Source organism: Streptomyces sp. DSM 15324, assembly GCF_001514285.1.
Taxonomy (GTDB): domain Bacteria; phylum Actinomycetota; class Actinomycetes; order Streptomycetales; family Streptomycetaceae; genus Streptomyces.
The window spans coordinates 608,915-633,192 of sequence record NZ_KQ949024.1 but is presented as its reverse complement, the minus strand read 5'-3'; the positions used below and the strand labels follow the sequence as shown (position 1 = coordinate 633,192).

General features: G+C 72.3%; 24 protein-coding genes. 21 read left to right on the top strand and 3 right to left on the bottom strand.

What is annotated here, in order from left to right:
• Positions 1 to 8 precede the first annotated feature (8 nt).
• From AQJ58_RS08925 to AQJ58_RS08895, 7 genes are all read left to right on the top strand, one after another.
• Positions 9 to 1,811, top strand: a complete 1,803-nt coding sequence (locus AQJ58_RS08925) for a non-ribosomal peptide synthetase (protein WP_067247040.1) — start codon at positions 9 to 11, stop codon at positions 1,809 to 1,811.
• Positions 1,812 to 1,822: 11 nt separating this feature from the next.
• Positions 1,823 to 2,605, top strand: a complete 783-nt coding sequence (locus AQJ58_RS08920; RefSeq protein WP_067247038.1) for an AfsR/SARP family transcriptional regulator — start codon at positions 1,823 to 1,825, stop codon at positions 2,603 to 2,605.
• 5 nt (positions 2,606 to 2,610) lie between these two features.
• The gene (locus AQJ58_RS08915) at positions 2,611 to 3,909 is read left to right on the top strand and encodes an MFS transporter (protein WP_079078786.1); all 1,299 of its coding nucleotides are present in this window, start codon (positions 2,611 to 2,613) and stop codon (positions 3,907 to 3,909) included.
• Positions 3,906 to 5,264 (top strand): condensation domain-containing protein, encoded by a 1,359-nt coding sequence (locus AQJ58_RS08910; protein WP_067247036.1) that lies wholly within the window; start codon positions 3,906 to 3,908, stop codon positions 5,262 to 5,264. Before AQJ58_RS08915 ends, AQJ58_RS08910 begins: the two co-directional genes overlap by 4 nt.
• A 135-nt stretch (positions 5,265 to 5,399) precedes the next feature.
• Positions 5,400 to 5,696, top strand: a complete 297-nt coding sequence (locus AQJ58_RS08905) for a Dabb family protein (protein WP_067247034.1) — start codon at positions 5,400 to 5,402, stop codon at positions 5,694 to 5,696.
• Between the two features lie 51 nt (positions 5,697 to 5,747).
• Positions 5,748 to 6,551 (top strand): thioesterase II family protein, encoded by an 804-nt coding sequence (locus AQJ58_RS08900; RefSeq protein WP_067247032.1) that lies wholly within the window; start codon positions 5,748 to 5,750, stop codon positions 6,549 to 6,551.
• Positions 6,552 to 6,587: 36 nt separating this feature from the next.
• Positions 6,588 to 7,301, top strand: a complete 714-nt coding sequence (locus tag AQJ58_RS08895; RefSeq protein WP_079078785.1) for a DUF2306 domain-containing protein — start codon at positions 6,588 to 6,590, stop codon at positions 7,299 to 7,301.
• Between the two features lie 7 nt (positions 7,302 to 7,308).
• Here AQJ58_RS08895 and AQJ58_RS08890 read toward each other — a convergent pair whose 3' ends face one another.
• Complete coding sequence (locus AQJ58_RS08890; RefSeq protein ID WP_067247027.1) at positions 7,309 to 8,310, bottom strand: DMT family transporter; 1,002 nt, start codon at positions 8,308 to 8,310, stop codon at positions 7,309 to 7,311.
• A 118-nt stretch (positions 8,311 to 8,428) separates the two neighbouring features.
• On the opposite strand from AQJ58_RS08890, the gene AQJ58_RS08885 reads away from it, so the two are divergent.
• From AQJ58_RS08885 to AQJ58_RS08840, 10 genes are all read left to right on the top strand, one after another.
• Positions 8,429 to 9,334 (top strand): LysR family transcriptional regulator, encoded by a 906-nt coding sequence (locus AQJ58_RS08885; protein ID WP_067247024.1) that lies wholly within the window; start codon positions 8,429 to 8,431, stop codon positions 9,332 to 9,334.
• Between the two features lie 512 nt (positions 9,335 to 9,846).
• Positions 9,847 to 10,941 carry a hypothetical protein gene (locus tag AQJ58_RS08880; protein WP_067247021.1) on the top strand — a complete coding sequence of 365 codons (1,095 nt, stop codon included), beginning with the start codon at positions 9,847 to 9,849 and terminating at the stop codon, positions 10,939 to 10,941.
• Positions 10,938 to 11,420, top strand: coding sequence for an NUDIX domain-containing protein (locus AQJ58_RS08875; protein WP_067247019.1), 483 nt, complete (start codon positions 10,938 to 10,940; stop codon positions 11,418 to 11,420). The genes AQJ58_RS08880 and AQJ58_RS08875 overlap by 4 nt, the downstream gene beginning before the upstream one ends.
• A gap of 24 nt (positions 11,421 to 11,444) precedes the next feature.
• On the top strand, positions 11,445 to 12,224 hold the full coding sequence (locus AQJ58_RS08870; RefSeq protein WP_067247018.1) for an SDR family NAD(P)-dependent oxidoreductase: 780 nt from the start codon (positions 11,445 to 11,447) through the stop codon (positions 12,222 to 12,224).
• Between the two features lie 309 nt (positions 12,225 to 12,533).
• Positions 12,534 to 13,646 (top strand): inositol-3-phosphate synthase, encoded by a 1,113-nt coding sequence (locus tag AQJ58_RS08865; protein ID WP_067247011.1) that lies wholly within the window; start codon positions 12,534 to 12,536, stop codon positions 13,644 to 13,646.
• The gene (locus AQJ58_RS08860) at positions 13,639 to 14,673 is read left to right on the top strand and encodes a phosphotransferase enzyme family protein (protein WP_067247008.1); all 1,035 of its coding nucleotides are present in this window, start codon (positions 13,639 to 13,641) and stop codon (positions 14,671 to 14,673) included. Before AQJ58_RS08865 ends, AQJ58_RS08860 begins: the two co-directional genes overlap by 8 nt.
• A complete protein-coding gene (locus AQJ58_RS08855; protein ID WP_067247005.1) occupies positions 14,670 to 15,641 on the top strand; it encodes a phosphoenolpyruvate carboxykinase (ATP) in 972 nt (323 codons plus the stop codon). Before AQJ58_RS08860 ends, AQJ58_RS08855 begins: the two co-directional genes overlap by 4 nt.
• On the top strand, positions 15,638 to 16,165 hold the full coding sequence (locus AQJ58_RS08850; protein WP_199844549.1) for a P-loop NTPase family protein: 528 nt from the start codon (positions 15,638 to 15,640) through the stop codon (positions 16,163 to 16,165). Before AQJ58_RS08855 ends, AQJ58_RS08850 begins: the two co-directional genes overlap by 4 nt.
• Positions 16,162 to 17,448, top strand: a complete 1,287-nt coding sequence (locus tag AQJ58_RS08845) for a DegT/DnrJ/EryC1/StrS family aminotransferase (protein ID WP_067247003.1) — start codon at positions 16,162 to 16,164, stop codon at positions 17,446 to 17,448. Before AQJ58_RS08850 ends, AQJ58_RS08845 begins: the two co-directional genes overlap by 4 nt.
• 96 nt (positions 17,449 to 17,544) lie before the next feature.
• The gene (locus tag AQJ58_RS08840; protein ID WP_234359996.1) at positions 17,545 to 18,273 is read left to right on the top strand and encodes a helix-turn-helix domain-containing protein; all 729 of its coding nucleotides are present in this window, start codon (positions 17,545 to 17,547) and stop codon (positions 18,271 to 18,273) included.
• A gap of 71 nt (positions 18,274 to 18,344) precedes the next feature.
• Here the strand turns inward: AQJ58_RS08840 and AQJ58_RS08835 are convergent, their stop codons facing one another.
• Positions 18,345 to 19,307, bottom strand: coding sequence for a class I SAM-dependent methyltransferase (locus AQJ58_RS08835; RefSeq protein WP_234359995.1), 963 nt, complete (start codon positions 19,305 to 19,307; stop codon positions 18,345 to 18,347).
• Positions 19,308 to 19,371: 64 nt separating this feature from the next.
• Positions 19,372 to 20,646 carry an aspartate aminotransferase family protein gene (locus tag AQJ58_RS08830; RefSeq protein WP_067246997.1) on the bottom strand — a complete coding sequence of 425 codons (1,275 nt, stop codon included), beginning with the start codon at positions 20,644 to 20,646 and terminating at the stop codon, positions 19,372 to 19,374.
• 241 nt (positions 20,647 to 20,887) lie between these two features.
• Here AQJ58_RS08830 and AQJ58_RS08825 point away from each other — a divergent pair, with 241 nt between their 5' ends.
• Genes AQJ58_RS08825 through AQJ58_RS08810 form a run of 4 tightly spaced genes read left to right on the top strand, consistent with a single transcriptional unit; the run spans position 20,888 to position 24,254 of the window.
• Positions 20,888 to 21,928 carry a hypothetical protein gene (locus AQJ58_RS08825; protein WP_067247759.1) on the top strand — a complete coding sequence of 347 codons (1,041 nt, stop codon included), beginning with the start codon at positions 20,888 to 20,890 and terminating at the stop codon, positions 21,926 to 21,928.
• A complete protein-coding gene (locus tag AQJ58_RS08820; RefSeq protein WP_234359994.1) occupies positions 21,925 to 22,485 on the top strand; it encodes a hypothetical protein in 561 nt (186 codons plus the stop codon). Before AQJ58_RS08825 ends, AQJ58_RS08820 begins: the two co-directional genes overlap by 4 nt.
• Entirely contained in the window at positions 22,475 to 23,476 is a 1,002-nt protein-coding gene (locus tag AQJ58_RS08815) for an ABC transporter ATP-binding protein (RefSeq protein WP_067246990.1), read from the top strand. Before AQJ58_RS08820 ends, AQJ58_RS08815 begins: the two co-directional genes overlap by 11 nt.
• A complete protein-coding gene (locus AQJ58_RS08810) occupies positions 23,469 to 24,254 on the top strand; it encodes an ABC transporter permease (RefSeq protein WP_067246988.1) in 786 nt (261 codons plus the stop codon). Before AQJ58_RS08815 ends, AQJ58_RS08810 begins: the two co-directional genes overlap by 8 nt.
• The last annotated feature ends 24 nt before the right edge of the window (positions 24,255 to 24,278 follow it).

The window sequence follows — 24,278 nt, the reverse complement described above, 5'->3', positions numbered from 1 at the left end:
GAGACGACATGACCGTGAACCCCTCCCCCCAGCACAGCGTCCTCACCGTCGACGCGGTGCGCGACGACCTGGTGCACGAACACTTCCGTGACTGGGCGCTGCGCACCCCGGACGCCCCCGCGGTGATCGACGGCGCACACCGCTCGACCTACGCCGAACTCGACCGCCTGGCCGACGAGACCGCCGAAGCCCTGGGCGACCACGTCCGGCCGGGCGATCTCGTGGGCGTGTGCCTGGACCGCTCGGTGGCGCTGGCCGCCGTCGCGCTGGCGGTGGCCCGGCTGGGCGCCGTCTACCTCCCGCTCGGACCCGACGCCGGCGAGCAGCGGATCCGTACGGCTGCCCGCACCCTGCGCCTGCGCTGCCTCGTCGCCGCCCCCGAACGTCTGCCGGCCGAGCACCGGTCGGCCCCGGCACGGAGCCTGCCCGTGCCCGGCACCGACGCGGTCGTGGCCCCCCTCACCCCGGCCGACGACGCCTTCCCGACCCCCGAGGGCACCTACTACGCGGTCCTCACCTCCGGTTCGACGGGCGAACCGAAGGCGGTCGCGGTGGGGAAGGAGTCGCTCGGCTCCCTCGCGAAGTGGTACCGCGACCGGACCGGGCTGGGACCGGGCGACCGCCACAGCTTCCTGATGGGCGTCGCCTTCGACGCCCACGTGCTGGAGATGTGGGCGACACTCACGTCCGGAGCCGCGCTGACGGTGAGCCCCGTGGAGGTCCGCTGGGACACCGGCACGCTCACCGACTGGTGGCGCGACGCACAGGTCACCGTCGGCTTCCTGCCGACCCCGCTGGCCGAACCCGTCCTCGAACGGCCCTGGCCCGCCGGACTCGCCCTGCGCCACCTCGGCATCGGCGGCGACCGGCTGCGCCGCGGGCCCGGTCCGGACGTGACCGCCCAGGTGTACAACGCCTACGGTCCGGCCGAGGCCACGGTCGTGACCACCGTCCACCCGCTCGACCCGGCCGAACCGACCACCGACCGGGACCCCGCCATCGGTCTGCCCCTGCCGGGCGCCACGGTCCTCGTCACCGACGAGGCGGGCCGGCCGGTGCCCCGGGGCGTCGCGGGCGAACTGCGCATCGGCGGCCACTGCCTCGCCCTCGGGTACTTCGACCCGGAACTGACCGCCCAGCGGTTCGTCACCCTGCCCGGCACCGGCCGGGTCTACCGCACCGGCGACCAGGTCGTGATGCGCCCCGACGGCGTGCTCGACTTCCTCGGACGCCTCGACGACCAGGTCAAGGTGGGCGGTGTCCGCACGGAACTCGCCGAGGTGGAACGGGTGCTGGAACGCGACGCCCGCGTCCGCCGCGCGGTGGTGGCCGTGCACCGGGACGCCGGCGACAGCGCGGTGCTCGTCGCCTTCCTCGAGACCGAGGAGGGGGCCGAGCCGCCGTCTCCCGCCGAACTGCGCGGCCACGCCCGCGCATGGATTCCCGAACAGGCCTGCCCCACCGCCTTCCACCGGGTCGACGAGTTTCCCCTGAACGCCAACGGCAAGATCGACCGGGCGGCGCTGCTGGCCCGCCACGCCCACGCGGCGGAGCAGCCCGCCGACGCGGGCGACGAGCTCTCCCCGATCGAGGGACACGTGCTGGGACTGTGCCGGGAGATCCTCGGGGACTCCGGCATCGGGATCCAGGACAACTTCGTGGCGGCGGGCGGCAACTCGCTGGGCGGCGCCCGGCTGCTGGCCGCGCTGGAACAGCGCTACGAGGTACGGCTGCGGGCCCACGAGCTGCTCCGGCAGCCCGATCTCCAGGGCATCGCGAACCTGGTCGGAACCCGCGCGGCACGGCAGTGAGGTGCCCTCCAGTGAAGTATCGCCTGCTCGGGCGCGTCGAGATGTCCGGCCCCAGGAAGGTCGACATCGGCGGCGCGAAACACCGGATCCTGCTGGCCACGCTGCTGTTCGGCGCCAATGAGTTCCAGTCGGTCGACGACATCGCGGAGGCGTTGTGGGAGCACGAGCGGCCGCAGAGCGCCCACGCCCTCGTCCGGCTCTACGTGCACCAGCTCCGCAAACGCATGGGGGACTCCGGAGCCGACCTGCTGACCGAACCCGGCGGCTACGTCCTGCGCGTCGGCCCGTCCGAACTCGACCTGGAGGTCTTCCGACGCGAGACCGACCAGGCGCACGCCCTGATGGCCGTCGGTGACCACGCGGCGGCCGAGGTCCGCTACCGCGCGGCACTCGCCCTGTGGCACGAGCCCTTCGTCTGCCGCACGGAGTCCCCGACGCTCGACCGGTTGCACGGGCCCTGGCTGGAGGACATGGCGGTCTCCGCCGTGGAGGGCCTGGCGGAGGCCCAGCTCGCGCTGGGCCGGACACTCTCCCTGGCGGGGCGGCTGCGGCCGCTCGTCGACCGCCACCCGTTCCGGGAGAGGCTGATCGGTCAGTACATGCTCGCCCTGCACCGCTCCGGCCGCCGGGTCGAGGCGTTGGAGACCTTCCGGCGCGTGCGCTCCCTGTTCGTCGCGGAACTCGGCATCGAACCGGGACACGAACTGCGCGAGCTGATGCAGACGGTGCTGCGGGACGAGCGGGGCCCGTATCCGGCGGGTCCGCGTCCCGTCTCCCTCGCGGCCGCCGGGTGAGGGCCGTGCGCGCCGCGCGGCGCCTGCTGCGCGGCCCACTCTCCGGCCATCGGGACTTCCGGCTCTTCCTGATCGGCTACGCGGCGAGCAAGACCGGCAGTCAGATCACGCTCCTCGCCCTGCCGCTCGTCGCCGCGCTGGAATTGGACGCCTCCCCCTTCCACCTCGGGCTCCTGACGGCGGTGGAGACCGCCGCCATGCTGATCGTCGGTCTGCCGGCCGGCGTGTGGGTGGACAAGGTGCGCCGGCTGCCGGTGCTCGTACAGACGGACGTGCTGCGGTTCGTCGCCATCGGCTCCCTGCCGGTGGCGGCGGCCGTGGACCGGCTGACACTGGCGCACCTGTACCTGGCCGCCGCGGTGACCGGAGCCGCGACCCTCCTCTCCGACGTCGCCAGCCAGTCGTTCCTGCCCGGCCTGCTGCCCCGCGACCGGCTGATCGCCGGCAACGGGGCGGTGGCCACCGTGCAGTCGTCCGCGGAGGTCGTGGGACCGGGGATCGGCGGCGGACTCGTCCAGGCCATGGGCGCGCCGCTGGCCCTCATCACGGATGCGATCAGCTACCTCCTCTCCGCCGTGCTGCTGCTGCGCATCCGCTTCCGCGAGGCAGCGCCCGAACCGGCGGCGGACCGCACGCTCCGCAAGGACGTCCTCACCGGGGTCAGGGTCGTCTTCGGGCACCCGGAGCTTCGGGCGATAGCCGTCACCACCGGCGTGTCCAACCTCTTCACCTCCTTCCTCCTCGCCGTGCAGACCGCCTTCTGGACCCGCGTGCTCGGCCTGTCGCCGCTGGAGATCGGGCTGGTGCTCTCCGCCTCGGCCGTCGGCGGGCTCGCCGGAGCGCTCCTCGCGGGGCGCCTGGCCTCGTACTTCGGCCAGGTCCGGCTGATCCTGCTGTCCGTCACGGTGACCTCCCCGTTCGCTGTCCTGTGGCCGCTGTCCGCCGGCCCGTCGGCTCCGTACACGTTCGCGACCGGACTCGCCGTCGTCTGGTTCGGCGCGGTCACGTACAACGTCGCGCAGCTCACCTTCCGACAGACGGTCTGCCCGCCCGGACTGCTGGGCCGTATGAACGCCACCATGCGCTTCGTGGCCCTGTGCGCCATGCCGGTGGGCGCACTCGCCGGGGGAGCGCTCGCCTCCGCGTCGGGGCCGAGGGCGGCACTCTGGGGCTGCGCGGCCGGTTTCCTCTGCCTGCCGCTTCTGTTGCTGTCGTCCCCGCTGCGCAAGCGGTCGAAGAGGCCGCCGGACGAGGCCACGCCCGTGGCAGGCGAACCCGATCACGGAAAGGCCCGTTCCACGTGAGCCTCAGCATCACCGACAGCTATCTGACGCGGTACCGGGCCGTCGTGGGGACGACGGCCGATCCCACCGCCGTCCTGCCGCTCACCGGGGCGCAGCGCCGGTTCCTGCTCGCGCGCGCCCTCGACCCGCTGGGCCGTCCGGATCTCGCCCCGTTGTTCTTCCACTTCCCGCGGGGCGCGGTCGACCTGTCGCGCCTGCGGCGGGCGGCGGTCGGCTTCGCCGGGCGGCACACCGTCCTCCGCGGCCGGGTGGGCCTCCTCAAGGGCGTTCCCGTGCTCCGGGCCGGTGAGCCCTCCGTCGACGTCCGACGCGTGCCGGTACCGTCCGGGGCGGCGCAGGACGCCCTGCGCGCGGAGCTGGGCACCGCGCAGACGTACGGCCCGGCCCTGCGACTGCTGCTGGCGTGCGGCCCTGAGGAGGAACAGGAGACCCTGGCCGTGGTGCTCGACCATCTGGCCTGTGACGAACAGTCGCTGGGCGCCGTCGTCTCCGGGATCTCCCGGGCCTACGAGGACACGGACAACGGCGACGGGCCGCGCCACGGGGCCGAGTACGGCGCCGAGTACGAAGCCGAGGACGGCGCCGTCTACCGGGAGGCGGTGGAGAGTCAGCTGCGGGCCGAGCGCGCCGCGTCCACGGAGGCGTCCCTGACCTACTGGGGCGAGCGGCTGAGCGGCCTGAGCGGACCGGTCGCCGACCCCGCGCAGGCCCAGGAGGCCCAGGACGCCCAGGACGACAGGAGCCCGGAGAAGGGCATGCTCAGCCATGTGCTGCCCGCCGTACCCCCGAGAAGTCGTGGCGTCCTCTTCCCCGCCCTGCTCGACGCCGGGACGGCCGCCCTGCGCACCTGGTCCGCCGGCGCTGGGACGCCCGCTCTGGGCTACCCCTGGGGCGGCCGGCCCCCGGCGCAACCGGACGTCATGGGCTGCTTCATCAACACGCTGGTCCACCCCGCCGCCTCAGGGCCCGCGCGGATCGAGGACACCGCGGCCGCCTGGTGGGACGACCTGGACCACGCCGGCACCCCCTACGACGAAGTGGTGCGCGCCGTCCGGCTCACCGGGGGGAACTGGCCGGGAACGCTGGACGGGATCCTCACCTTCGAGGACCTCGGCCGCCGGTCGGCGCTGCGCCTGGCCGGGGAGACCGGGCGCGAGACCCATGTCGCCGCGCCGCTGCGCTACGCGGCACCGGTGGGGGTGGCCGCCTCGTACGGCGACGACCTCCTGGTGCGCCTGGTCTGGGAGCGGTCCGGGGCCTCGGACGACCTCGCGCAGGAGGCTTTCGGGGCGCTGCTGGACACGCTCCGCCGGCACCTCTACGCCGCACTGCCGACAGCGGTCGCCGCCCCGTAGAAAAGCTGTTTTCCCGAGAGAAGCTGTTTTCTCGATGCGTCGTATCGATGAATTGCCGTTGATGCGATTCGGGGCCCTGGGCAGGATCGAGCGGAAGCCGTCGCACGCCGTTCGCGTTACCCGAGAGAGGTATCGATGATCACCCATATCGTGCTCTTCAAACTCAAGGACGGTGTCGACCGCAGGGCCCCGTCCGTCCTGGAGGCCGAGAAACTCGCGAGAGAAGTCGGCCGGCACGTACCGGAGTTGCTCAGCTGGCGCGTCGGCTGGAACTGCGTGGCCCGTGACATCTCCTACGACTTCGCCGCCGTCGGTGTCCTTCCGGATCGCGCCGGGCTGGAGAAGTACCAGAAGAACGCCTTCCACCAGCAGTCCGTGGAGAGATGGCGGGAGATATCCGACTGGGTCGTCGTCGACCTGGCCGACCACTGAGGGCGGCGCCGTGACCAGCAGCACCCGAGGAAGGGAACACGGGATCACACCATGACGGTTCACCTCGGCACCAGCGCGCAGGACCGGTGGCTCCGCCGGTACCAGTCCGCCGTCCCGGGCACCCCCCGGCTCGTGTGCTTCCCGCACGCCGGTGGCTCGGCGACCCAGTACGTCCCCCTGTCGGAGGCCCTGGCGCCGGCGGTGGACACCCTGGCCGTCCAGTACCCCGGTCACCAGGACCGCTATGGCGAGCCGTGCGTGGAAGACCTCGCGCGGCTCGCGGACGACATCTGTGCTGTCCTCCTGAGAGGACCGGGTTCGCCTCTGGCCCTCTTCGGACACAGCATGGGCGCCGTCCTCGCCTGGGAGGTCGCCTCCCGCCTGGAGCGGACCGCGGGTCCCGGCTCCGTCACCCACCTCTTCGTCTCCGGCCGCCGCGCCCCTTCCTGCGCGCGGGCGGAGAACGTCCACCGGTTGGACGACGCGGCGCTGATCACGAGGATCCGCCGGCTCGGCGGCACTCCGCCCGCCCTGGTGGCGAACCAGCAGATGCTGCGGCTGATCCTGCCGGTTCTGCGCAGCGACTACACGGCGGTGGAGACGCATCGCCCCGACCCCGCCCTCCGGCTCACCTGCCCGCTGGTCGCCCTCACCGGGGACCGCGACCCCATGGTCACGCTCGAGGAAGCCCGACGCTGGACGACGCACACCACGGGCCCCGCCGAACTCCGCGTCTTTTCCGGCGGACATTTCTTCCCCGAGGATCACCTCCCGGAAATCGCGGCCCTGATATCGGCCTGTCTCCTGCCCGCCCCCCACGGCGTTCGGAATGTTCCACCCGTCTCCGCCCCCTGAGGGAGACGGCCCTCACTTTCGTCAGGAGTGCGTATCATGACTTCCGACTTGTCTCCCGCCGAGTCAGCCGTCGTTGCCCCCCCGCCCGCGCGTACGCGAAGGAATTCCACCGGCTATCTCGTCTGGCTGGGATTCGCGGGTTTCGTCTCCCTCGCGGTGGCGGTGTTCGCCGCGAGCGCCTATGTGACCCTCGACCTCGACCAGAGCAGGGCACCGGTCCGCGGCCGCCTGGACTACGGACTGCTGGTGACACACGTCGCCACCGCCGTGATCGCGCTCGCTGTGGGGGTCGTGCAGTTCGTCCCGTCGTTGCAGACGCCCCGCCGGCCGGTGCACCGGTGGGTCGGCCGCGTCTACGTCGCCTGCGTGATACCCGGCTCCGTCTTCGCGCTCGCCGTAGCCGTGATGTCCCTGAACGGGCTGGCCGTCAGCGTGCCGCTCTCCGTGCTGAGTGCGCTGTGGTTCATCACCGGTGTCCAGGGCTGGCGGACCGCGCTGCGCCGCAACTTCCGCATGCACCGCATCTGGATGATCCGCTCGTTCGCCCTGACCTCGGCGGCGATCACCGGGCGGCTCTACGTTGTGGTGATGAAAGTCGCCATCCCGGACAGTTACGGAGCCACGGACCACGACATCGCGGCTGCCGCGAACTGGTTGTCGTTCGTGGGGAACCTGCTGATCGCGGAGTGGTGGATCCAGCGCCGGAGCGGCGCCACGGCGAGAAGGCGGTACGCCGGGGCCGGCGGGTGATCCACCGTCACCGGACGCACGGGGTGCTGTGGCGACCAGGCGGTGCCGCCGGTACGGCGCCTTCGGCGACCGTGGGCGCCGAAGGCGCCGTACCCGTGACCGGGGGGCACGGCTTCGCAGGAGTCGCCGGCTGCGGCTCCTTGGCGACGATGAAGACGCCGACGACGACCAGCGCCATGCCGAGAACGTGGGAGGGGCGGAGCGGCTCGCCGATGAACACCATGGACAAGATCGTGCCGCTCACCGGGGTGAGCGCGGTGAACGCCGCGGCGGTGGTGGTGTCCACCGTGTCCATGCTGTCGTACATCAGCACGACCGCGACCCCGTTCACGGCCACCCCGGTGTAGACCATCAGCGCCCATGTCTGCCAGCTGACCTGGGACATCCTGTGCCAGTCGAACTCGATCGCCGTCGGCACGGCGAACAGCAGGGCACCGGCCACCGACAGGGTGAGCGACAGCTTGACCGGCTCCATGGCCGCGGTCAGCAGCTTGCCGAAGGTCAGGAACACGGCTTCGCACAGCACCGCGCACATCAGCAGAAGAGCGCCGAGCGCGGCGTGACGGCCGGGCGTGCCCGAGGATCCGGCATTCAGCACGTTGATGCCGACCGCGCCGACGACCGCGAACGCGATGCCGACGCCCCGGCGCCGGGAAAGCGACTCCCGCAGCAGGACCAGGGCGACCACGCTCACGGAGACCGGCACCATGCCGAGGATCACACCCGCCTCGATGGCGCCCGTGAACCGCACCCCGTACATGGCGAAGACGCTGAACAAGAAGACACCGACGACGGTCTGCGCCATCAGCACCAGGCTGTCCCGGCGCGACGGGCGTATGCGTCCCGGCGACTTCATCCCGACGTGGAAACCCAGTACCGCGCTCGAGGTCGCCAGCCGTACGAACGTGGCGGTGAAGACCGGCACCTCGCGCAGGATCAGTTTGCTCGCCACGAGATACGAGCCGAGCAGCACGGTCGCCAGGACCATCCTGAAGTGGACGCCGCGCATCGGTTGCTCCCGTGGATGACTGGGGCCTGCCGCCCCGTGGCCGTGACGCGATGACGATGCATCCCTCAAGATAATTAAGTCAAGCTACGTATGCTTCAGTATTTGTTAAGCTCAACTCATGTTTGATGTGAAGCGGCTGATCATGCTGCGTGACCTGGCCGAACACGGGAAGGTGGCCGTCGTCGCCGAGCTGCACCAGGTGACGCCGTCGGCGGTGTCACAGCAGCTGCGCGCCCTGGAGGCCGAGGCCGGGGCGGAGCTGGTGTACCGGGAGGGCCGCGGCGTACGTCTCACCGCGGCGGGGCGCGCCCTGGCCGCGGAGTGCGAGCACGTACTCGCCGCTCTGGAGCGCGCCGAAGGGGCCGTACGCGCCCTTGACGGCGACCTCAGCGGCGAGCTGGGCATCGGCTGCGCCCCCAGCGCGCTCTCCTCCGTGGCGGCGCCGCTGCTCGCGGAACTCGCCGCACGGCATCCCCGGCTGCGGCCACGGATCGTGCAGGCCGAACCGGAGAACGCCGTCCTCCTGCTGAAACAGCGTCGGCTCGATGTCGCGATCGGCTACCGCTACCACCTCTTGGGCGCCCCTGTGCCGGACGGCACGACGGCCATCCCGCTGTTCGACGATCCGCTCGCCGTAGTCGTACCCGACGGGCTGCGCGAGGCGGTGCGCCGCGACGGTCTCGCCGCCCTGCGCGATCTCGCGTGGGTTTCCGCGCCCGAGCCCAGTACCTGCCGCGAAGTACTCCTGCACGCCTGCCGCAACGCCGGGTTCACCCCGCGCATCGAGCACGACTGCGAGGACCTGCGCTCGGCGCTCTCGTTCGTCGCCACCGGACTGGCGGCGACCGTCCTGCCCGATCTGCTCTGTTCCGGGCCGCCGCCCGGCGCGGCGGTCCTGCCGCTGCCGGGCAAGGGCCGCGTCATCGAGGCACTCGTACGCACGGGCGCCCAGGAACAGCCCGCGATCGCCGCGGTCCTGACGGCACTGACTTCCACACAGCGAACGCGGATCGGTGCGGACTGAGGCGCGATACGCCTCGGCTGCCGCGGAACGCCTGCCCAGGGAAAGAACCGCGCCACGGCAGGCGGGCTCCGGTGCGGCCCGGCATCGTTCGACCGAGGTCGCAACAGGTTGATTCCGTCTACACCGGACAAGTCTGCGCCGATTTCCCGCCACGTTATCGGACCTACCCCTCGCCGAAAGGGAACAGGAGCGTTGAAAGTTGCAATGATGTTTGAGATGATCGCTTGCGTCCGTAAACGTATGGCCAGTTCGCCCTCTGCCCAGCCAGTGAGAACCGATAATTCAAGCCATGTGTCGCCGTGGATATCCACTGAGGTGATCACTGTCTGTCGCGACAGAAAGAAGCTGAATGCTGAAGAGAACGCGCTCCTGTGCAGAAGCAGCTCCTGCGGGATTATCCGCCACAGGAGGATCGATCGTGACCGCCTTCGGCTCCGGTACGCGACGGAGATAGAGCACCCGCAGGCCGGTGCCGCACGATCACTTCTTCTCCGTCATGGAGGCGTTTCAGCTTGGGATTACCACGCGAGACCCGGACGACCTGGCACGACCTGGAGTTACGGGTCCGGGCCGAGGCCCCCGAGGTCCTCGACTACGTCAGCAGCCAGCACCGTCTCGCCCGCGAGGAGCCGGACCGGGCTGCCGCGCGGATCGACATCGAAGCCGTCGGCTCCCCGTCGCGACTCGCGGAGCTGACCGCGAGACCGGCGACCGAGCGTCGTGAGTCGTACGCCGGCTGGTGGTACGACTGCCACCGGAACGAGGACGGAGCGTTCGTCCTCGTCTCCCGGGAGGGGCACGAGTTCTCGCACGCCCTGATCACCACCGACTTCCTCACCTGGGAGATCGTCACCGCGCACGAGCACGAGCTGGGACTCGTCGTCACCCGCACCATGCGGGAACTGGTGCGCGAACACTTCGTCGACCGCGGCGCGCTCATGCTGCACGGCGCGGCGGCCGTCCTGCCCGACGGCTCCGGGGTCGTCCTCGCCGGTCCCTCGGGCGCCGGCAAGACCTCGGCCTCCGTCCAGCTCGCCCGCGCGGGCGGCCACTGCGTCGCCACCGACCGGTGCCTGCTGCTGGCCGACGGCCCGGAATGGGCCGTGGTCGGTCTGCCGCTGTCCACCCGCCTCACCCGGGAAGCGGCGGCCGGTCTCGGTATCGATCCCGGCGAGAAGGACAGGCTGATCAGACACGGTGAGGCGGCCGTCCGCAGACCGGACCCCAAGGGCAAGATCTCGCTCAGCAACGAGGAGATGCGGCGTCTGGCCGGTGTCGAGTTCCTGGCCTCCACGCGGATCGACACGCTGGTGCTGCTCGAGAACACCGGCGCCCCCCGGCCCCTGTCCGGCCCGGTCGCCGAGGGGGAGGTCGTGGCCGCCCTGGCCGAGCACCTCCTCGTACCCGACACGGCGTACCGCTCCCGGTGGCTGTCCGCGGACGCGAGCCCCGAACCGGCCGGTGACCTCAAGGGCCGGCTCGGCGAACTGGCCGCCGCCGTGCCCGCCCGGCACGGCACGTGGACACCGGCCACCTACAAGAGCGACGTTCTGGCGGCCTGGCTCGCCCCGCGCGCCGGTGCCGAGAAGACAGGAGACCCCTCGTGACAACCACCCCGCAGATCCGTTACAGCGCCCGGGCCCTGCTGCTGGACGAGGACGACAGGCTCCTGTTGTTCTCCAGCGTGGACGACGCCAACGGCGAGACCTTCTGGTACCCGGTGGGCGGTGGCATCAAGGAGGGGGAGTCGCCCGAGGACGCCCTGCGCCGGGAGGTCGAGGAGGAGACCGGAGGCACGGAGTTCGAGATCGGCCCCCAGATCTGGTACCGGGAGGCCGTCGCCTCCTGGGGCGGCAACACCTACGACTGCCGCGAGCGGTTCTACCTCTGCCGCGTCTCCCATTTCTCCGTCGACACCAGCGGCTTCAGCCAGGGAGAGATCGACACGGTCTCCGGTCACCGGTGGTGGACGCTGGACGAGCTGGACGCCGCCACGGACCGGCTGGTGCCCGCCGATCTGGCCCCCCGGCTGCGCGCCGTGCTCACCGACGGCGCCCCCGCCGAGCCCGATGTCGTCGGCAGCTGAGCACGGAACCGGAGGGACCAGCACGTGAAGGGACTGCGAGGACGGCCCGCCCTGGTGACCGGCGGCGCCCAGGGGATCGGCAGGGCGGTCGCCGAGCGCCTCGTCGAGGAGGGCGCCCGCGTCATGATCATGGACACGAACGAACAGTTCGGGAAGTCCGTGGTGGCGGAGCTGAAGCAGCGCCCAGGCGGTGAGTACGTCGGTTTCGTGCACGGCGACATCTCCGACGAGAGCGACGTGGTGGTCGCGGTGGAGGCGACACGAAGCGCGTTCGGCGGCGTCGAACTCCTCGTGAACTGCGCCGCCGCGTTCATCACGCGCGGGATCGAGGCCACCGTGGAGGAGTGGCGGCGCGTCACCGACGTCAACATCATGGGCCACGCCCTGATGGTCAAACACAGCGCGCCCCTGATGGAGGCCGCCGGCGGCGGCAGTGTCGTCAACGTCTCCTCGATCTCCGCGCACATCGCGCAGCCCCGCTCCGTCACCTACAGCGCCACCAAGGCCGCCATCATCGGCATGACCCGGTGTATGGCCACCGACCTGGCCGGGGCGGGAATCCGGGTGAACGCGGTGAGCCCGGGAACGGTCTGGAGCGACAACCTCGCGCGCCGCTACAAGGAGAAGTACGGAGTGTCGCGCGAGGAGGCGGACGCCCGTCCGGACATCGGCGGCCGGCACATGCTGCACCGCACCGCCGACCCGGAGGAGATCGCCTCCGCCGTCGCCTTCCTGCTCTCTTCGGAAGCCGGTTTCATCACCGGTGAGAACCTCATGGTCGACGCCGGGCTCACCGTGACGTGATGCCGTCGTGCCGTGCGAGGCCTCCAGGGCGCGACGGCACATCGTGACACGGGGCTGCTCCGTACGGAAAAGGAGCTGCCGCCCGTTCTCCTGTCCGGCGCCGCTCACCCGGCGTCGGAATCTCATGGACCCGCACCCGCCGTAAATCCCTCCTGCTTTTTTTACCCGAGGGTTTTCGGAAGGCGCTGCTGACGGCCTGCCGTGCCCATTTTCCGCTCCCTTTCTCTGCGCTTTTTCGGGGGCGTGCGCGAGGCGCCAGAATGATGAGTAATCCCTGACGATCGTCAGGTATACGTCCGGAGGAATACATTGAGTAACAACGTGATCAGGGTCGCGCTGGCCGGCGTCGGCTCCTGCGCCTCCAGTTTCGTGCAGTCCGTGGTCCTGGACCGGGAGCGGCCCGGCCCCTCCAACGGTGTGATGCACGAGTACATCGGCGGTCACCGTCTCGGCGACGTGGAGTTCGTCGCGGCCTTCGACGTCGACGCCCTGAAGGTGGGCCAGGACCTCTCGGAGGCCGTGTACGCGGGACGCACCGCCGCCGTCCGCCACGTGGACGTGCCGCACCTGGGCGTCACCGTCCAGGCCGGCCCGCTGCTCGACGGCCTCGACGGGGCGCTCGGCGACGCCGTCGACGCCCATCCCGCCACCGCCGTCGCGACCCCGGAGGCGCTGGCCGCCGCCCTGGCCGCCGCACGACCCGACATCGTGGTCTGCCTGCTGCCCACCGGCTCGACCGAGGCCGTCCAGACGTACGCCAGGGCCGCCGCCGAGGCGGGCGCGGGCTTCGTCAACGCCACCCCCGAGCCCGTCGCCAACGATCCCGCGCTGGCGGCCCTGTTCACCGAGCGGGGCGCCCCCCTCCTCGGTGACGACCTGCGCAGCCACCTCGGTGCCACCACCCTGCACACCGCCCTGATCGAGCTCTTCCAGAGCCGCGGTGTCGAGGTCAAGGACAACTACCAGCTCAACGTCGGCGGCAACACCGACTTCCTGAACCTCTCCGACCCGGCCAGGTCCCGCTCGAAGCAGGTCTCCAAGCGCAAGGCCCTCGCCAACGCCGGCATCGACTCCCGCGAGGTCGCCGCGGGCCCCAACGGCTTCGTCAAACACCTCGGCGACCGCAAGGTGTGCTTCCTGCGCATCGAGGGCGAGAGCATCATCGGCGCCCCCGTGCACATGGAGGTGCGCCTGGAGGTCGAGGACAGCCCCAATGCCGCCGCGGTGCTGGCCAACGCCGTCCGCACCGCGCACAGCGCCTCCCGCCAGGGCATGGTCGGCGTCATCGACCCCGTCTGCGCCTTCCTGTTCAAGAGCCCGAAGACAGGGGCCAAGGAGTCCGAGGCCCTGCACGACTTCCAGGACTTCGTGCGCAAGGCCGCCGAGCACCACGCGCTGCAGGCGGTCGACGGGAATGCCTGACCCCGCCTCCTGGCTGCCGGATCGCGACCCCGGCGTGGCCCGCGTCCTCGAGCGGAGCTACGGCCTCGGTGCCCACCGGGCGTGGTCACTGAACAGGGAGAGCGTCAACACCGTCTGGCGCGTGACCACCTCGCGGGGGGAGTACGCGCTCAAGCGGCTGGGGCGGGACGTCGCCCCGCAGTGGACGGCCTTCGAGCACGCCGCCCTGCCCCGGCTGACCGCCGCCGGCATCCCGGTCGCGGTTCCCGTGCCGACGACGGAGGGAGGCAGCTCGGCCGTCCACGACGGCTCCGTCTGGCAACTGCGGCCCTGGCGGGAGGGCCGGCCCTTCGACTCGGGCCGGCCGGGCGACATCGAACAGGCCGGTGCCGTCCTGGCGGCACTGCACCGCGTCCCGGTCGACGGGCTGCCCGCGGACGGCCAGAGCTCCACCCGCAACCTGGAGTTCTGGCTCACCACCGAGCGGCCCCCGCAGGCGGCGCTGGACGAGGTCGACGAGATAGCCGCCCCCCACGTCAGCGCCGCCGTGCGCGCCCACGCCCGGCGCGCCTACGCGGCGGTGCTGCGCCGGGCCCGCACCGAACTCGCCGGGTACGGAGACCTCCCCGAGGTCCTCACCCACGGCGAGGTCGCGGGTTCCAACCTGCTGTACTCCGACAGCGGGGAGCTCGCCTGCGTCCTCGACTGGGACGCGCTGCAACTGCGCTCCCGCGTCTACGACGTGGCACGGGCGCTGCTGTTCCTGCCCCGTAAGGCCCGTGGCGGCTTCCAGGTCCTGCCGGACCGGGCCCGGGCGGTCCTCGCCGCCGCGACGGCGCGCGAGCCGCTCACACCGGACGAACTCGTTTCCCTGATCCCGGTGCTGGAGCTGAACTTCGTCCCGTCGCCCGACTACCTCAGGCAGGTCGCGCGGCGCGCCCCGGGCATCCTGGAGTGGTACCTCGGCTGGCGGGCCGAGGGCGCCGGCGCGGTCCGCGGCATCCTCTCCGACGTCATCGCCACAGCTGCGCAGGGAACTCCGCGATGACGCGGTACGTGTGCCGCACCGCGGGGCACGCGGTGGCGTTGGACGTGACCCGCGACGCGGCCGCGTACGTCCGGGAGCTGCTCGGCCCCTACGTCCGGGTCGCTCCCGAGCCCGGCGGCCTTGACGACGCCCGCTGGCGGATCGGGACCGCGGACCGGAAGCGGCCGGCGGGGGAGGAGGTGGTCATCACCAGCGCCACCGAACCGCCCACCCGGCTCTGGTACGACGGAACGGCCCGCGAGGTGCTGTTCGACCCGGCGATGCCGCGCTCCTTCCTGCGGCACAACCTGGTCCGGTTCACCCGCATCCTGCTGCGGCTGATGCACACACAGGAACCGGAGGTCTTCCTGCACGCCGGGCTGGTCGCCCGGGACGACAGGCACGGCGCGCTCGTGCTGGGCGCCAAACGAGCGGGGAAGACCTCCACCGTCCTGTCCGCCCTGCGACACGGGCTCCGCTTCGTCGGCAACGACGACGTCTCCGTCCGTGCGGACGCCGGCGGCTGGACCGGACGGGGCTGGCCCCGACGGGTCTCCGTGCGCGGCGACACCTTCGCCGCCGTCGGACTGCCCGGCGGCACCGACCGCCTGCTCCACCCGGCTGAACTGCGCGACCTCGCGGGCGGCCCTCCGCTGCTGGCCGAGGCGCCGGTCAGGGTCCTGGTCTTCCCCCGCTTCCACCCCGAACCCGGTGTCGTGCCCCTCGGCCCGCAGGAGACCCTGGCCCGGCTCACGGCCAACGAACTGCCCACCGCGGTCAAGCACGCCGACTTCCTGTTGCCGTTCTTCGGCCCCGTCCCGCCGAGGGTCCGGCAGGACCTCCTCGCCCGCCTGGCGGCACAGGTGCCCGGCGTCGAACTCCGGCAGGACTTCTCCGCCCTGCACGACGGAACCGCCGCGCTGACCCGGCTCCTGGACGGAGACGTCCCCGTACCGCCTCCGGCAAGGGAAGAAGGGCGAAGCACGTGAGCACGACCGGTAGCCGGGTGTGGGTGGTCGGCCCCTCGGGCGCGGGCAAGAGCACCGTCGCCCGCGCCCTCGCCGAGGCTCGGGGCCTGCCCCACTACGAGCTGGACGCCATGTTCTGGGCGTCGGGCTGGCAGCGGCGTCCCGAGGACGAGTTCCTCGCCGACGTGGCCGCCCTGGACCGTACCGACGGCTGGATCGTCGACGGGCAGTACGACGCGGCCCACCCGGTCCTCGAGGAACTCGCCGACACCGTCGTCTGGGTCGACCCGCCCCGCGGCGCCACCACGGCCCGCCTGTTGCGTCGCACCGTACGACGGCTGCGCACGCGGGAGGAGCTGTGGAACGGCAACCGCGAACGCCCCGGCAGCGCCTTGCAGCTCGTGCTCTGGGCTCACCGGGAGTTCCCCGTGGTCCGGCGCACCAACACCGACCTGTTCGCCCGCATGCAGAGCCGCTCCGTGCCCTGCCTGCGGTTGCGGACCCCGCACGACATCCGAGAACTACTCAGTAAGGAACGGGCATGACGCGACTCGCGCTCCTCGGCGGAGAGCCCCTGCTGACCCCGGCCGAGCGGCCCAAGTGGCCGAACATCACCGAGGAGGACATCGGAGCGGTCACCGCGATGCTCAGACGCGGTGAAATCACCTACAACGGCAGCGAGGGCGAGGTCCAGGCCCTGGAGAACGGCTATCGGGAGCGCCTCGGCGCCGCCCACGCCCTCGCCGTCAACTCGGGCACGTCCGCCCTGCACTCGGCCTTCTTCGGCCTGGATCTGCGCCCCGGCGACGAGGTCATCGCCCCGGCCTACACCTTCCTCGCCACCGCCATGCCGGTCTTCACCTGCAACGGCGTCCCCGTCCTCGCCGACGTGGATCCCGACACCGGAATCCTCGACCCCGACGGGCTCGCCGCCCACCTCACGCCGCGCACCAAGGCCGTCGTGGTCACCCACCTCATGGGCTTCCCCGCCGACATGGAGCGCATCACCGCCTTCGCCCGCGAACACGGCCTCGCGGTCGTCGAGGACTGTTCGCAGGCGCACGGCGCGGAGTGTTCGGGCCGGCCGGTCGGCCGCCACGGTGATGTCGCCGCCTTCAGCCTCCAGGCCAAGAAGCAGGTCACGGCGGGCGAGGGGGGCGTTCTCGTCACCGACGACCGCAGGATCTACGAGCGCGCGGTGATGCTCGGTCACTGCATCGACCGCGGCGAGGAGGACGTCACCAGCGACGAGTACGGCGCCTACGGCCGGACCGGCTTCGGTCTCAACTACCGCATCCACCCGGTCGGCGCGGCCCTCGCCCGGGGCGCCCTCGCCCGGCTCGACACCGTGCTGACCGGACGCGAGCGGAACTACGGCCGGCTCGGCGCCCTCCTGGACGACATCCCCGGCATCACCCCGCCGGTGCGACAGCAGCACGTCGACCGCGTCGCCCACTACGTCAGCTACCAGCCCCTCTACGTCGCCGAGGAGCTCGGCGGCCTGCCCGTGGACGTCTTCACGGCCGCCGTCAGGGCCGAGGGCGTCCCGCTGACCCGGCCCACCTCGCCTCCGCTGCACCGCGAGGCCGCCTTCCGGAGCCCGTCCTGGCACTCGGGCACGTACCACTCCGGGGACAACGCCTACCGCGTGTACCGGGGCGACGAGTTCCCGGGCGTCGACGCCTACCTCGCCCGCGCACTGCGGCTGCCCACGTACTCCGACGAGCGCCCCGACCTGATGGACGCCTGGGCCGAAGGCATCCGCAAGGTCGTCACCCACGCCGAGGAACTGCGCGACCGGCACGCCGCCGGTGCCCTCGCCGCGTAACGGCTGCCCCTGTGAGCCCGCGTCGGCCCGGTACGCCCCGTCGCGTGCCGGGCCGGCACCGCACCACCGCTCCGCCCCGACACGGAGGTCATCCTTTTGTCCGTCGATAACAGCTCCCGCTCCATGCTCGCGCGCGGTCTCGGCGTCCTCCGCGCCTTCCGTTCCGGCGAGCCGGAACTCCCGCTCTCCGAGATCGCCCGCCGGGCCGACATGCCCAAGGCGACGGCCCACCGCATCATCACCGAACTCGTCAAGGAGGGCATGCTGGAGCGCGGGGAGAAGGGACTCAGGCTCGGCATGGGCCTGTTCATGCTGGGGGCCAGGGTGCCCCGCCGGCTGGTGCTCCGCGACATCGCCTTCCCGCACGCGGAACAGCTGCACCGGCTCACCCGCGGCAGCGCGTTCGTCTTTGTCGCCGACCCCACCGGCGCGGATGCCGTCCTGGTGGACGCCGTACGCCGCGCCCACGAACCCGGCCGCGGACTGGGCATGGCGGAGACCCGGGCTTCCGACCGGGCCGCGACGACGGTGTTCCGTGCTTTCGGCGCCGAGGACGACACCGTGGCCGACCGGGGCGCGCGCGTCCGGGAGGCCGAGTCGGGCCGCGTGCGGCATCAGGACTTCGCGGTCGTCCGCGGTGTGCCCGGCGTCGTCGGTGTCGCCGCCCCGGTCCTGACGGCATCCGGCGCGGTCGCCGGGGCACTGGCCGTCGCGGGGCCGCAGGCCGGGTTCCACGTGGGCCTGGCGGCCGCGCACCTCAAGGCCGCGTGCGCCGCCGTCTCCCGCTCCCTGCAGCGCAATCCGGAACTGCTGACCGCCTCCTGACGTCGTACGACACCCGCCGTCCTTCCCGGCCACGGCTTCCCGGCCACGGCTTCCCGGCTACGGCTTCCCGGCTACGGCTTCCCGGCCACGAACAGCGCGGGCAGCAGTCTGCCCGCGAGGTACTCCTCCCGCGCCGCGGTCAGGGTGTCCCGGATGAGGTCCGCCGAGGCTCCCCCGTAGATGTTCGCGACGCTCCCGCGGAAGATGCGCACCACCTTCAGCCGGTCGGCGAGCAGTGCCACGGCCCAGTCGGTCAGGTCCTTGCGCTCCACGTCGCCGAAACCGGCGCGGGCCAGCTGGTCCGTCCGGTCGGTCAGCGACGTGGTGAAGAAGACGCCGCGCGGATGGATCGCGCGGAACGCCTGCGAGGGCTCCTCGCCGTCCGGCGTGAGGCTCACCTCCTCGGTGAGCACCAGCAGCCCGCCGGGCCGCAGCAGCCGCGCCGCCTCGCACAGTACGGCGCCCGGGTCGGGGAAGTGCGGCATCGAGCCCGTGACCAGCACCAGGTCGAGCGAGGCGGCGGGGAGGGGAACGGCAGTGGCCGAGGCGCACAGCTCCGTCATCGTGGTGCGGCCCTGTGCGCGGCTGATCCGGGCGCTGACCTCGCAGTGCTCGGCGACGAGGTCGACCCCGTAGGAGCGCCGCACCTCGACGCCCGCGGCCGCGAGCCTGTCCACGGTGTAGCGCAGCGCGCCGCCGAAACCGCTGCCCAGCTCGCACAGGTCCACCGCACGGCCGGAGCCCAGGCGGGCGACGACGGCGCCGACCACGGCGTCGCACCCCTGCGGGCCGAAGTGACCCATCTGGTCCAGGCCCAGGAGCCCGTCCGGCCCCTGCTCGCCGGTGAACTCCACGATGGCCCGCTCGGTGTTCTCCCAGTCGTGCAGCGCGGGGAACAGCTCGCGGTGGTAGCGGTACTGGACGCCGGTCTGGTCGGGCGCCGCCTGTGTCTCCCGCGTGCTCGGTGTCCCCTGACTCTTCCGTGTCCCTCGTGTTTCCCGGGTTCCGGCCGGGGCGCCGGGTTCCGTGCTCATCTCGTACTCCTTGCGTTGCTGCCGGGGCCCGGCCCGGACGGTCGTGGAGCGGGGCATCGGACGGTCAGTGCCGGGCCGCGGCCGCCGGCGTCCGGAACTCGTCGGGCACCGCCGCGTAGACGGCATCCAGCAGGGCGAGTGCCTCCTCGGCGTCCTCGTCCGTGGCGACCAGCGGCGGCAGCAGCCGCAGCACCTCCGGCCGGCCCAGACAGGGCGAGACGATCAGGCCCCGGCGGCCGAGCTCCATCAGGACCTCGCCGGCGGCGGCCTGCGTCGCGAACTCGACGCCCCACAGGAGGCCCTGTCCGCGCACCGCGGTCACCAGAGGGGCGTGGCGCTCCGCCAGCCGGGTCAGGCCGGAGCCGAAGACCTCCGCCAAGTGTGCGCCGCGCGGGGCGAGTTCCTCCACCACCCGCAGCGCCGCCACACCGGCCGCGGCACCGAGCGGGTGCCCGGAGAACGTGGTCGTGTGCGCGAAGGGGTCCGCGGCGAGCGGCGCGTACAGCTCCGGCGTCGCCACCACGGCGGACACCGGCTGCACCCCACCCCCGAGCGCCTTGCCGAGCAGAACGGCGTCCGGCTCGAGACCAAGGCTCCTGCTGACCAGGCGAGGTCCGCAGCGGCGCAGCCCGGTCTGCACCTCGTCGGCGATGACGAACGCACCGTGGGCGCGGGCCGCGTCGGCCAGGGCCTTCAGGAACGCGGGGTCCAGGGGCCGTACGCCGCCCTCGCCCTGCACGGGCTCGAACAGGACGGCGGCGACCTCCTCCCCCTCGAAGGCGCCGGGTACCGCGGAGACGTCCGCGGGAATGTGGGTCACCCCGCCGAGGAGCGGCTCCAGGGACTCGCGGTAGCGGGCGTTCCAGGTCGCGGCCAGCGCGCCCATGGACTTGCCGTGGTAGGCGCCCTCGACCGCGATCACCCGCCGCCGGCCGGTGGCCCGGCGGGCCAGTTTCAGCGCCGCCTCCACCGCGTCGCAGCCGTTCAGCCCCAGCCACACCTTCGTCAGACGGCCCGGGTCGGCCCAGCCGGCCAGTGCCCCGGCGAGCGCCGCGGTGGCCCGGTTGCCCAGGACCCGGCTGGACACCGGCATCGCGTCCAGCTCGTCACGCACCGCCGCCACCACGGCCGGGTGGCGCTGGCCCAGCAGCGTCACCGCGTAACTGCCGAAGTCGAGCGCGGTGCGGCCGTCGGAGAGGTGCATCCGCGCGCCCTCGCCCCGCACCTCGACGGCGCCCGAGCCGTTCATGCCGTAGACGAGGGCCAGTTGCGGCGAGAGGTGCCGCCGGATCGCGGTGAGCGCCTCCCGGGCCGTCCTGTCACCGGTGTTCGAGGTCATGTGCGCAGCCTTGTCCTCTTCCGTGGTCCGGCGGATCGCGGACCGCACGACGCGGTGCCCCTCACGGGAATGCCGCCGGTCGGCGGGGCGGACGGTCCGCAGCTGTCGGGACACGGTTCTAGCCCCCCGCGCGCGTCCCTGTGAAGCGGTGTTCCGGCTGCCGGAACACGCGTTGAACCCGGACAACGCCCTTGTCAGGATGATCATCCTCGCCGTCCGTATCCGAAAGGTGCACCGACGCATGGAGACCACTTCCCCGGGCGCTGCGGCGTTCCCCGAACCGGATGTCCTGGAAAGGCGCCTCGCCGCCTTCCTCGACCTGCGGGGACTGAGCAAGGACGCCGTGCTCAAGGAGGCCGACCAGGGCATGGGGACGCCGGCCCTCGCGGTCGCCGCGGGGTCGGTGCTCGCGGGCTTCGGCAACGTCCGCAGCGACCTCGATCTCCTGGTGCTCGTCGAGAACGAGAATCTCAAGCGCTTCCCCATCCAGTCCCACGAGCACGGCACACTGATCGACATCGGCATCCGCCGGGCGAGCACCGTCCGGGCGAGTGCCGCCGCGCTGACCGCCGAGCCGTGGCCGCGCTTCGAGAGCGTCACCGAGGACGCCTGGAACCACCGGCGCCGTACCCTCAGCACCGTCTCCCGGCTCGCCCTCGGACTGCCCCTCGCGGTCGCCGAGCCCTGGGACGTCTGGCATGCGGGGCTGCGCGGGCCGTGGCTCGCGGACGTCCTGCGGGAGTGGTGGGTGGTCGAGGCGCACCGGCTCGCCCAGGCCGCCCGCTGGCTCCTCGACGCCAAGCCGCTGACGGCCGCGGTCCGGGCCCGCGAGGCGGTCGTCGCCGCGCTGAACGCCCGTGCGGTCGACGGCGGGGAACTGTACTTCGCCGCAAAGTGGGCGGGCGAGAAGCTGAAGGTGCTCGGCGACCACGAGAACCTGCGGCTGCTCCGCACCGTCCTGACGCCCGCCGATCCCCGCGAGCGGGTGCCGTTCTGCCTCGACGCCGTCGAACGGCTCGTCGGTCCCGCCGGGACGCTGCACACCGTGCTGCGCTGGGCCACCGGCGCCGGGGCCATGGAACTGGACGACCGCACGGTCGTGGACCGCTGGCAGCTGCGGGCCCTGGAGGTACGGCGGCTCGGCCTGCCGGCCGCCGACAGCGACGGCGTCGTCTGGTCGGGGCCGGCCGGCACCTCACCCCCCGAGGATCTTCTTCCGCTCTTCACGCACAACATGGTGTGGCTCGGTGTCGCCCACCCGGCTCCGGAGGTTCCCGCGTGACGCATTCCCCCACGACCGTGACCGGCGGTACGGCCACCGGTCCCGCCGACGCGTCCGCCGACCTCCGGCGGCTGCTCACCTTCCGCGGCCACGGCGCCGCCCGTCTCCTCCTGGGCTGCCGGGCCCGCCTGGAGGACGTCGAGGGCGCCGTCGCCGCCGGACAGGGCGAGGTCGCCGTCCTCATGGCGTACGACCTGATCCAGCTGTCGCTGTCGATCCGCGGGCTGCGCACCGAGGGTGAGCTGATGTACGGCCACGACGAGGCCGCCTTCGATCCGTTCGCCGGTCTTCCCGTCGAGGAGGCGGAGGCCGGGACGGCGCTCGCCTCCGAGGGGCTGGACGCGGCCGGTGAGCGCGGTGAGGCGTGGCTCCAGCGGCTGCGCGACCACCTCGCGGAGACCGAGGCGCAGCTCGGGTACACCGAACCGCTGCCCGACGTCCGGTCCGGCAGCGGCATGATGAAGGGCTTCAAACTCGCCCGTACCTGGCAGCCTCTGATGGACCGCGTCGGTCTGCCCCCGCTGCTGCCGGACGCCTGGACGCGCCGTGCCGACTGATGCGGGGCCGGTCCGTGCCCCGGACCGGCCACCGGCCCTCTCCGTGCGCGGAGCCGGCAAGAGCTACGGCGGCACGATCGCCCTCGACCACGTCGACCTGGAGATCGCCGAGGGCATGATCGTGGGCCTGCTGGGACACAACGGCGCGGGCAAGACCACGCTGATGTCCCTGGTCGCGGGCCTGGTGCGGCCGGACGCCGGGGAGATCGAGGTGCTGGGGCACTCCGTGACGCGGCATCCGCGCCGGGCCCGCCGCGAACTCGGCCTGGCCCCGCAGGAACTGGGTATCTACCCGCCTCTGACGGTACGGCAGAACCTCCAGTTCTTCGCCGAACTGGCCGGTCTGCGCGGCAAGGAGGCCCGGCGGCGCACCGAGGAGGTCGCCGAACCCCTCGCGCTCACCGAACTGATGGACCGCCCCGCGTCCCGGCTCTCCGGCGGCCAGCAGCGCCGTGTGCACACCGCGATGGCACTGATCCACCGGCCGCGCCTGGTGCTTCTCGACGAGCCCACCGCGGGTGTCGACGTGGAGACCCGGGCCCGCCTCGTCGCCCACGTACGGGAGCTGGCCGCGCAGGGCACCGCCGTCTGCTACTCCACGCACTACCTCCCCGAGATCGAGGACCTCGCCGCGGACGTGGCGGTCCTGCACCGGGGGCGGATCATCGCCCGCGGCTCCGTCGACGAACTGGTCCGGCGGCACGGCGACAGCGCCGTGGAACTGGTCTTCTCCGGCGCGCCTCCCGAACTCGACCTGCCCTGGCCGGTGACCCGTCAGGGCGACACGCTCCTCGTCCGGGTGGAACAGCCCCACCTGGTCACGGCCCAGGTGCTGGCCGCCCTGGGCGACGCCGCCGCCCGGCTGTCCGCCCTGCGCGTCGTCCGGCCCAGCCTCGACAACGTCTTCCTCAGACTCACCGCAGGACAGCACAGCGACAACGGGGAAGACCACGCGAGCACGGACAGGATCGAGGCGGAACAGCATGCGTGACGGGGCACTGACACGGATCACCGCCCTCGTCCGGCAGGACGTCCGGCTGCTGCTGCGCGACCCCGCGCCCCTGGTGGTCCGCACGGTCATGCCGCTGCTCATCATGGGCTTCATGCAGCCGCTGTTCCGCGCCGCCCTGCGGGCCGGCGGGGAGGCCGCCGACGCCAACGGCGCCGAACAGGGCGTCCCCGGCATGGCGGTGATGTTCCTCTTCTTCCTGGTGAACGTGGTCGGCTTCGCCATGTTCCGCGAACACGGCTGGAACACCTGGGACCGGCTGCGCGCGAGCACCGCCCGCCCGGTCGAGCTGCTGGCCGCGCGCATCGTCGTGCCGCTGGCCGCCGCGGTGCTCCAGCTCGCCGTCATCTTCGGGGCCGGGGGAGCGCTGTTCGACCTGCGGGTGACGGGTTCCTACCTCGCCCTGGTGGTGGTGGCGCTGCCGCTGGCGCTCTGCGTGGTCATGGTGGGCATGGCGCTGGTCGCGCTGTGTCGCACGATCTCCCAGCTCAGCGTCATCGCCAACCTCCTGGCCCTGGTCTTCGCGGGACTCGGTGGCGCCCTGACCCCCCAGTCGGCGATGCCGGACTGGGCGGAGCCCTTCGCTCCCGCCGTGCCCAGCTACTGGGCGATGCGCGGCTTCAACGAGGTCATCCTGCGCGGCGGCGGGGTCGCGGACGTCCTGCTCCCGGCGGGTGTCCTGTGCGCCTTCACGGCCGGCCTCACCGTCGTCACCCTCGTCTTCTTCCGGGCCGACCACCGCAAACTCTCCTGGTCCTGAGCGGTACGCCGCCGGATCCGGGAC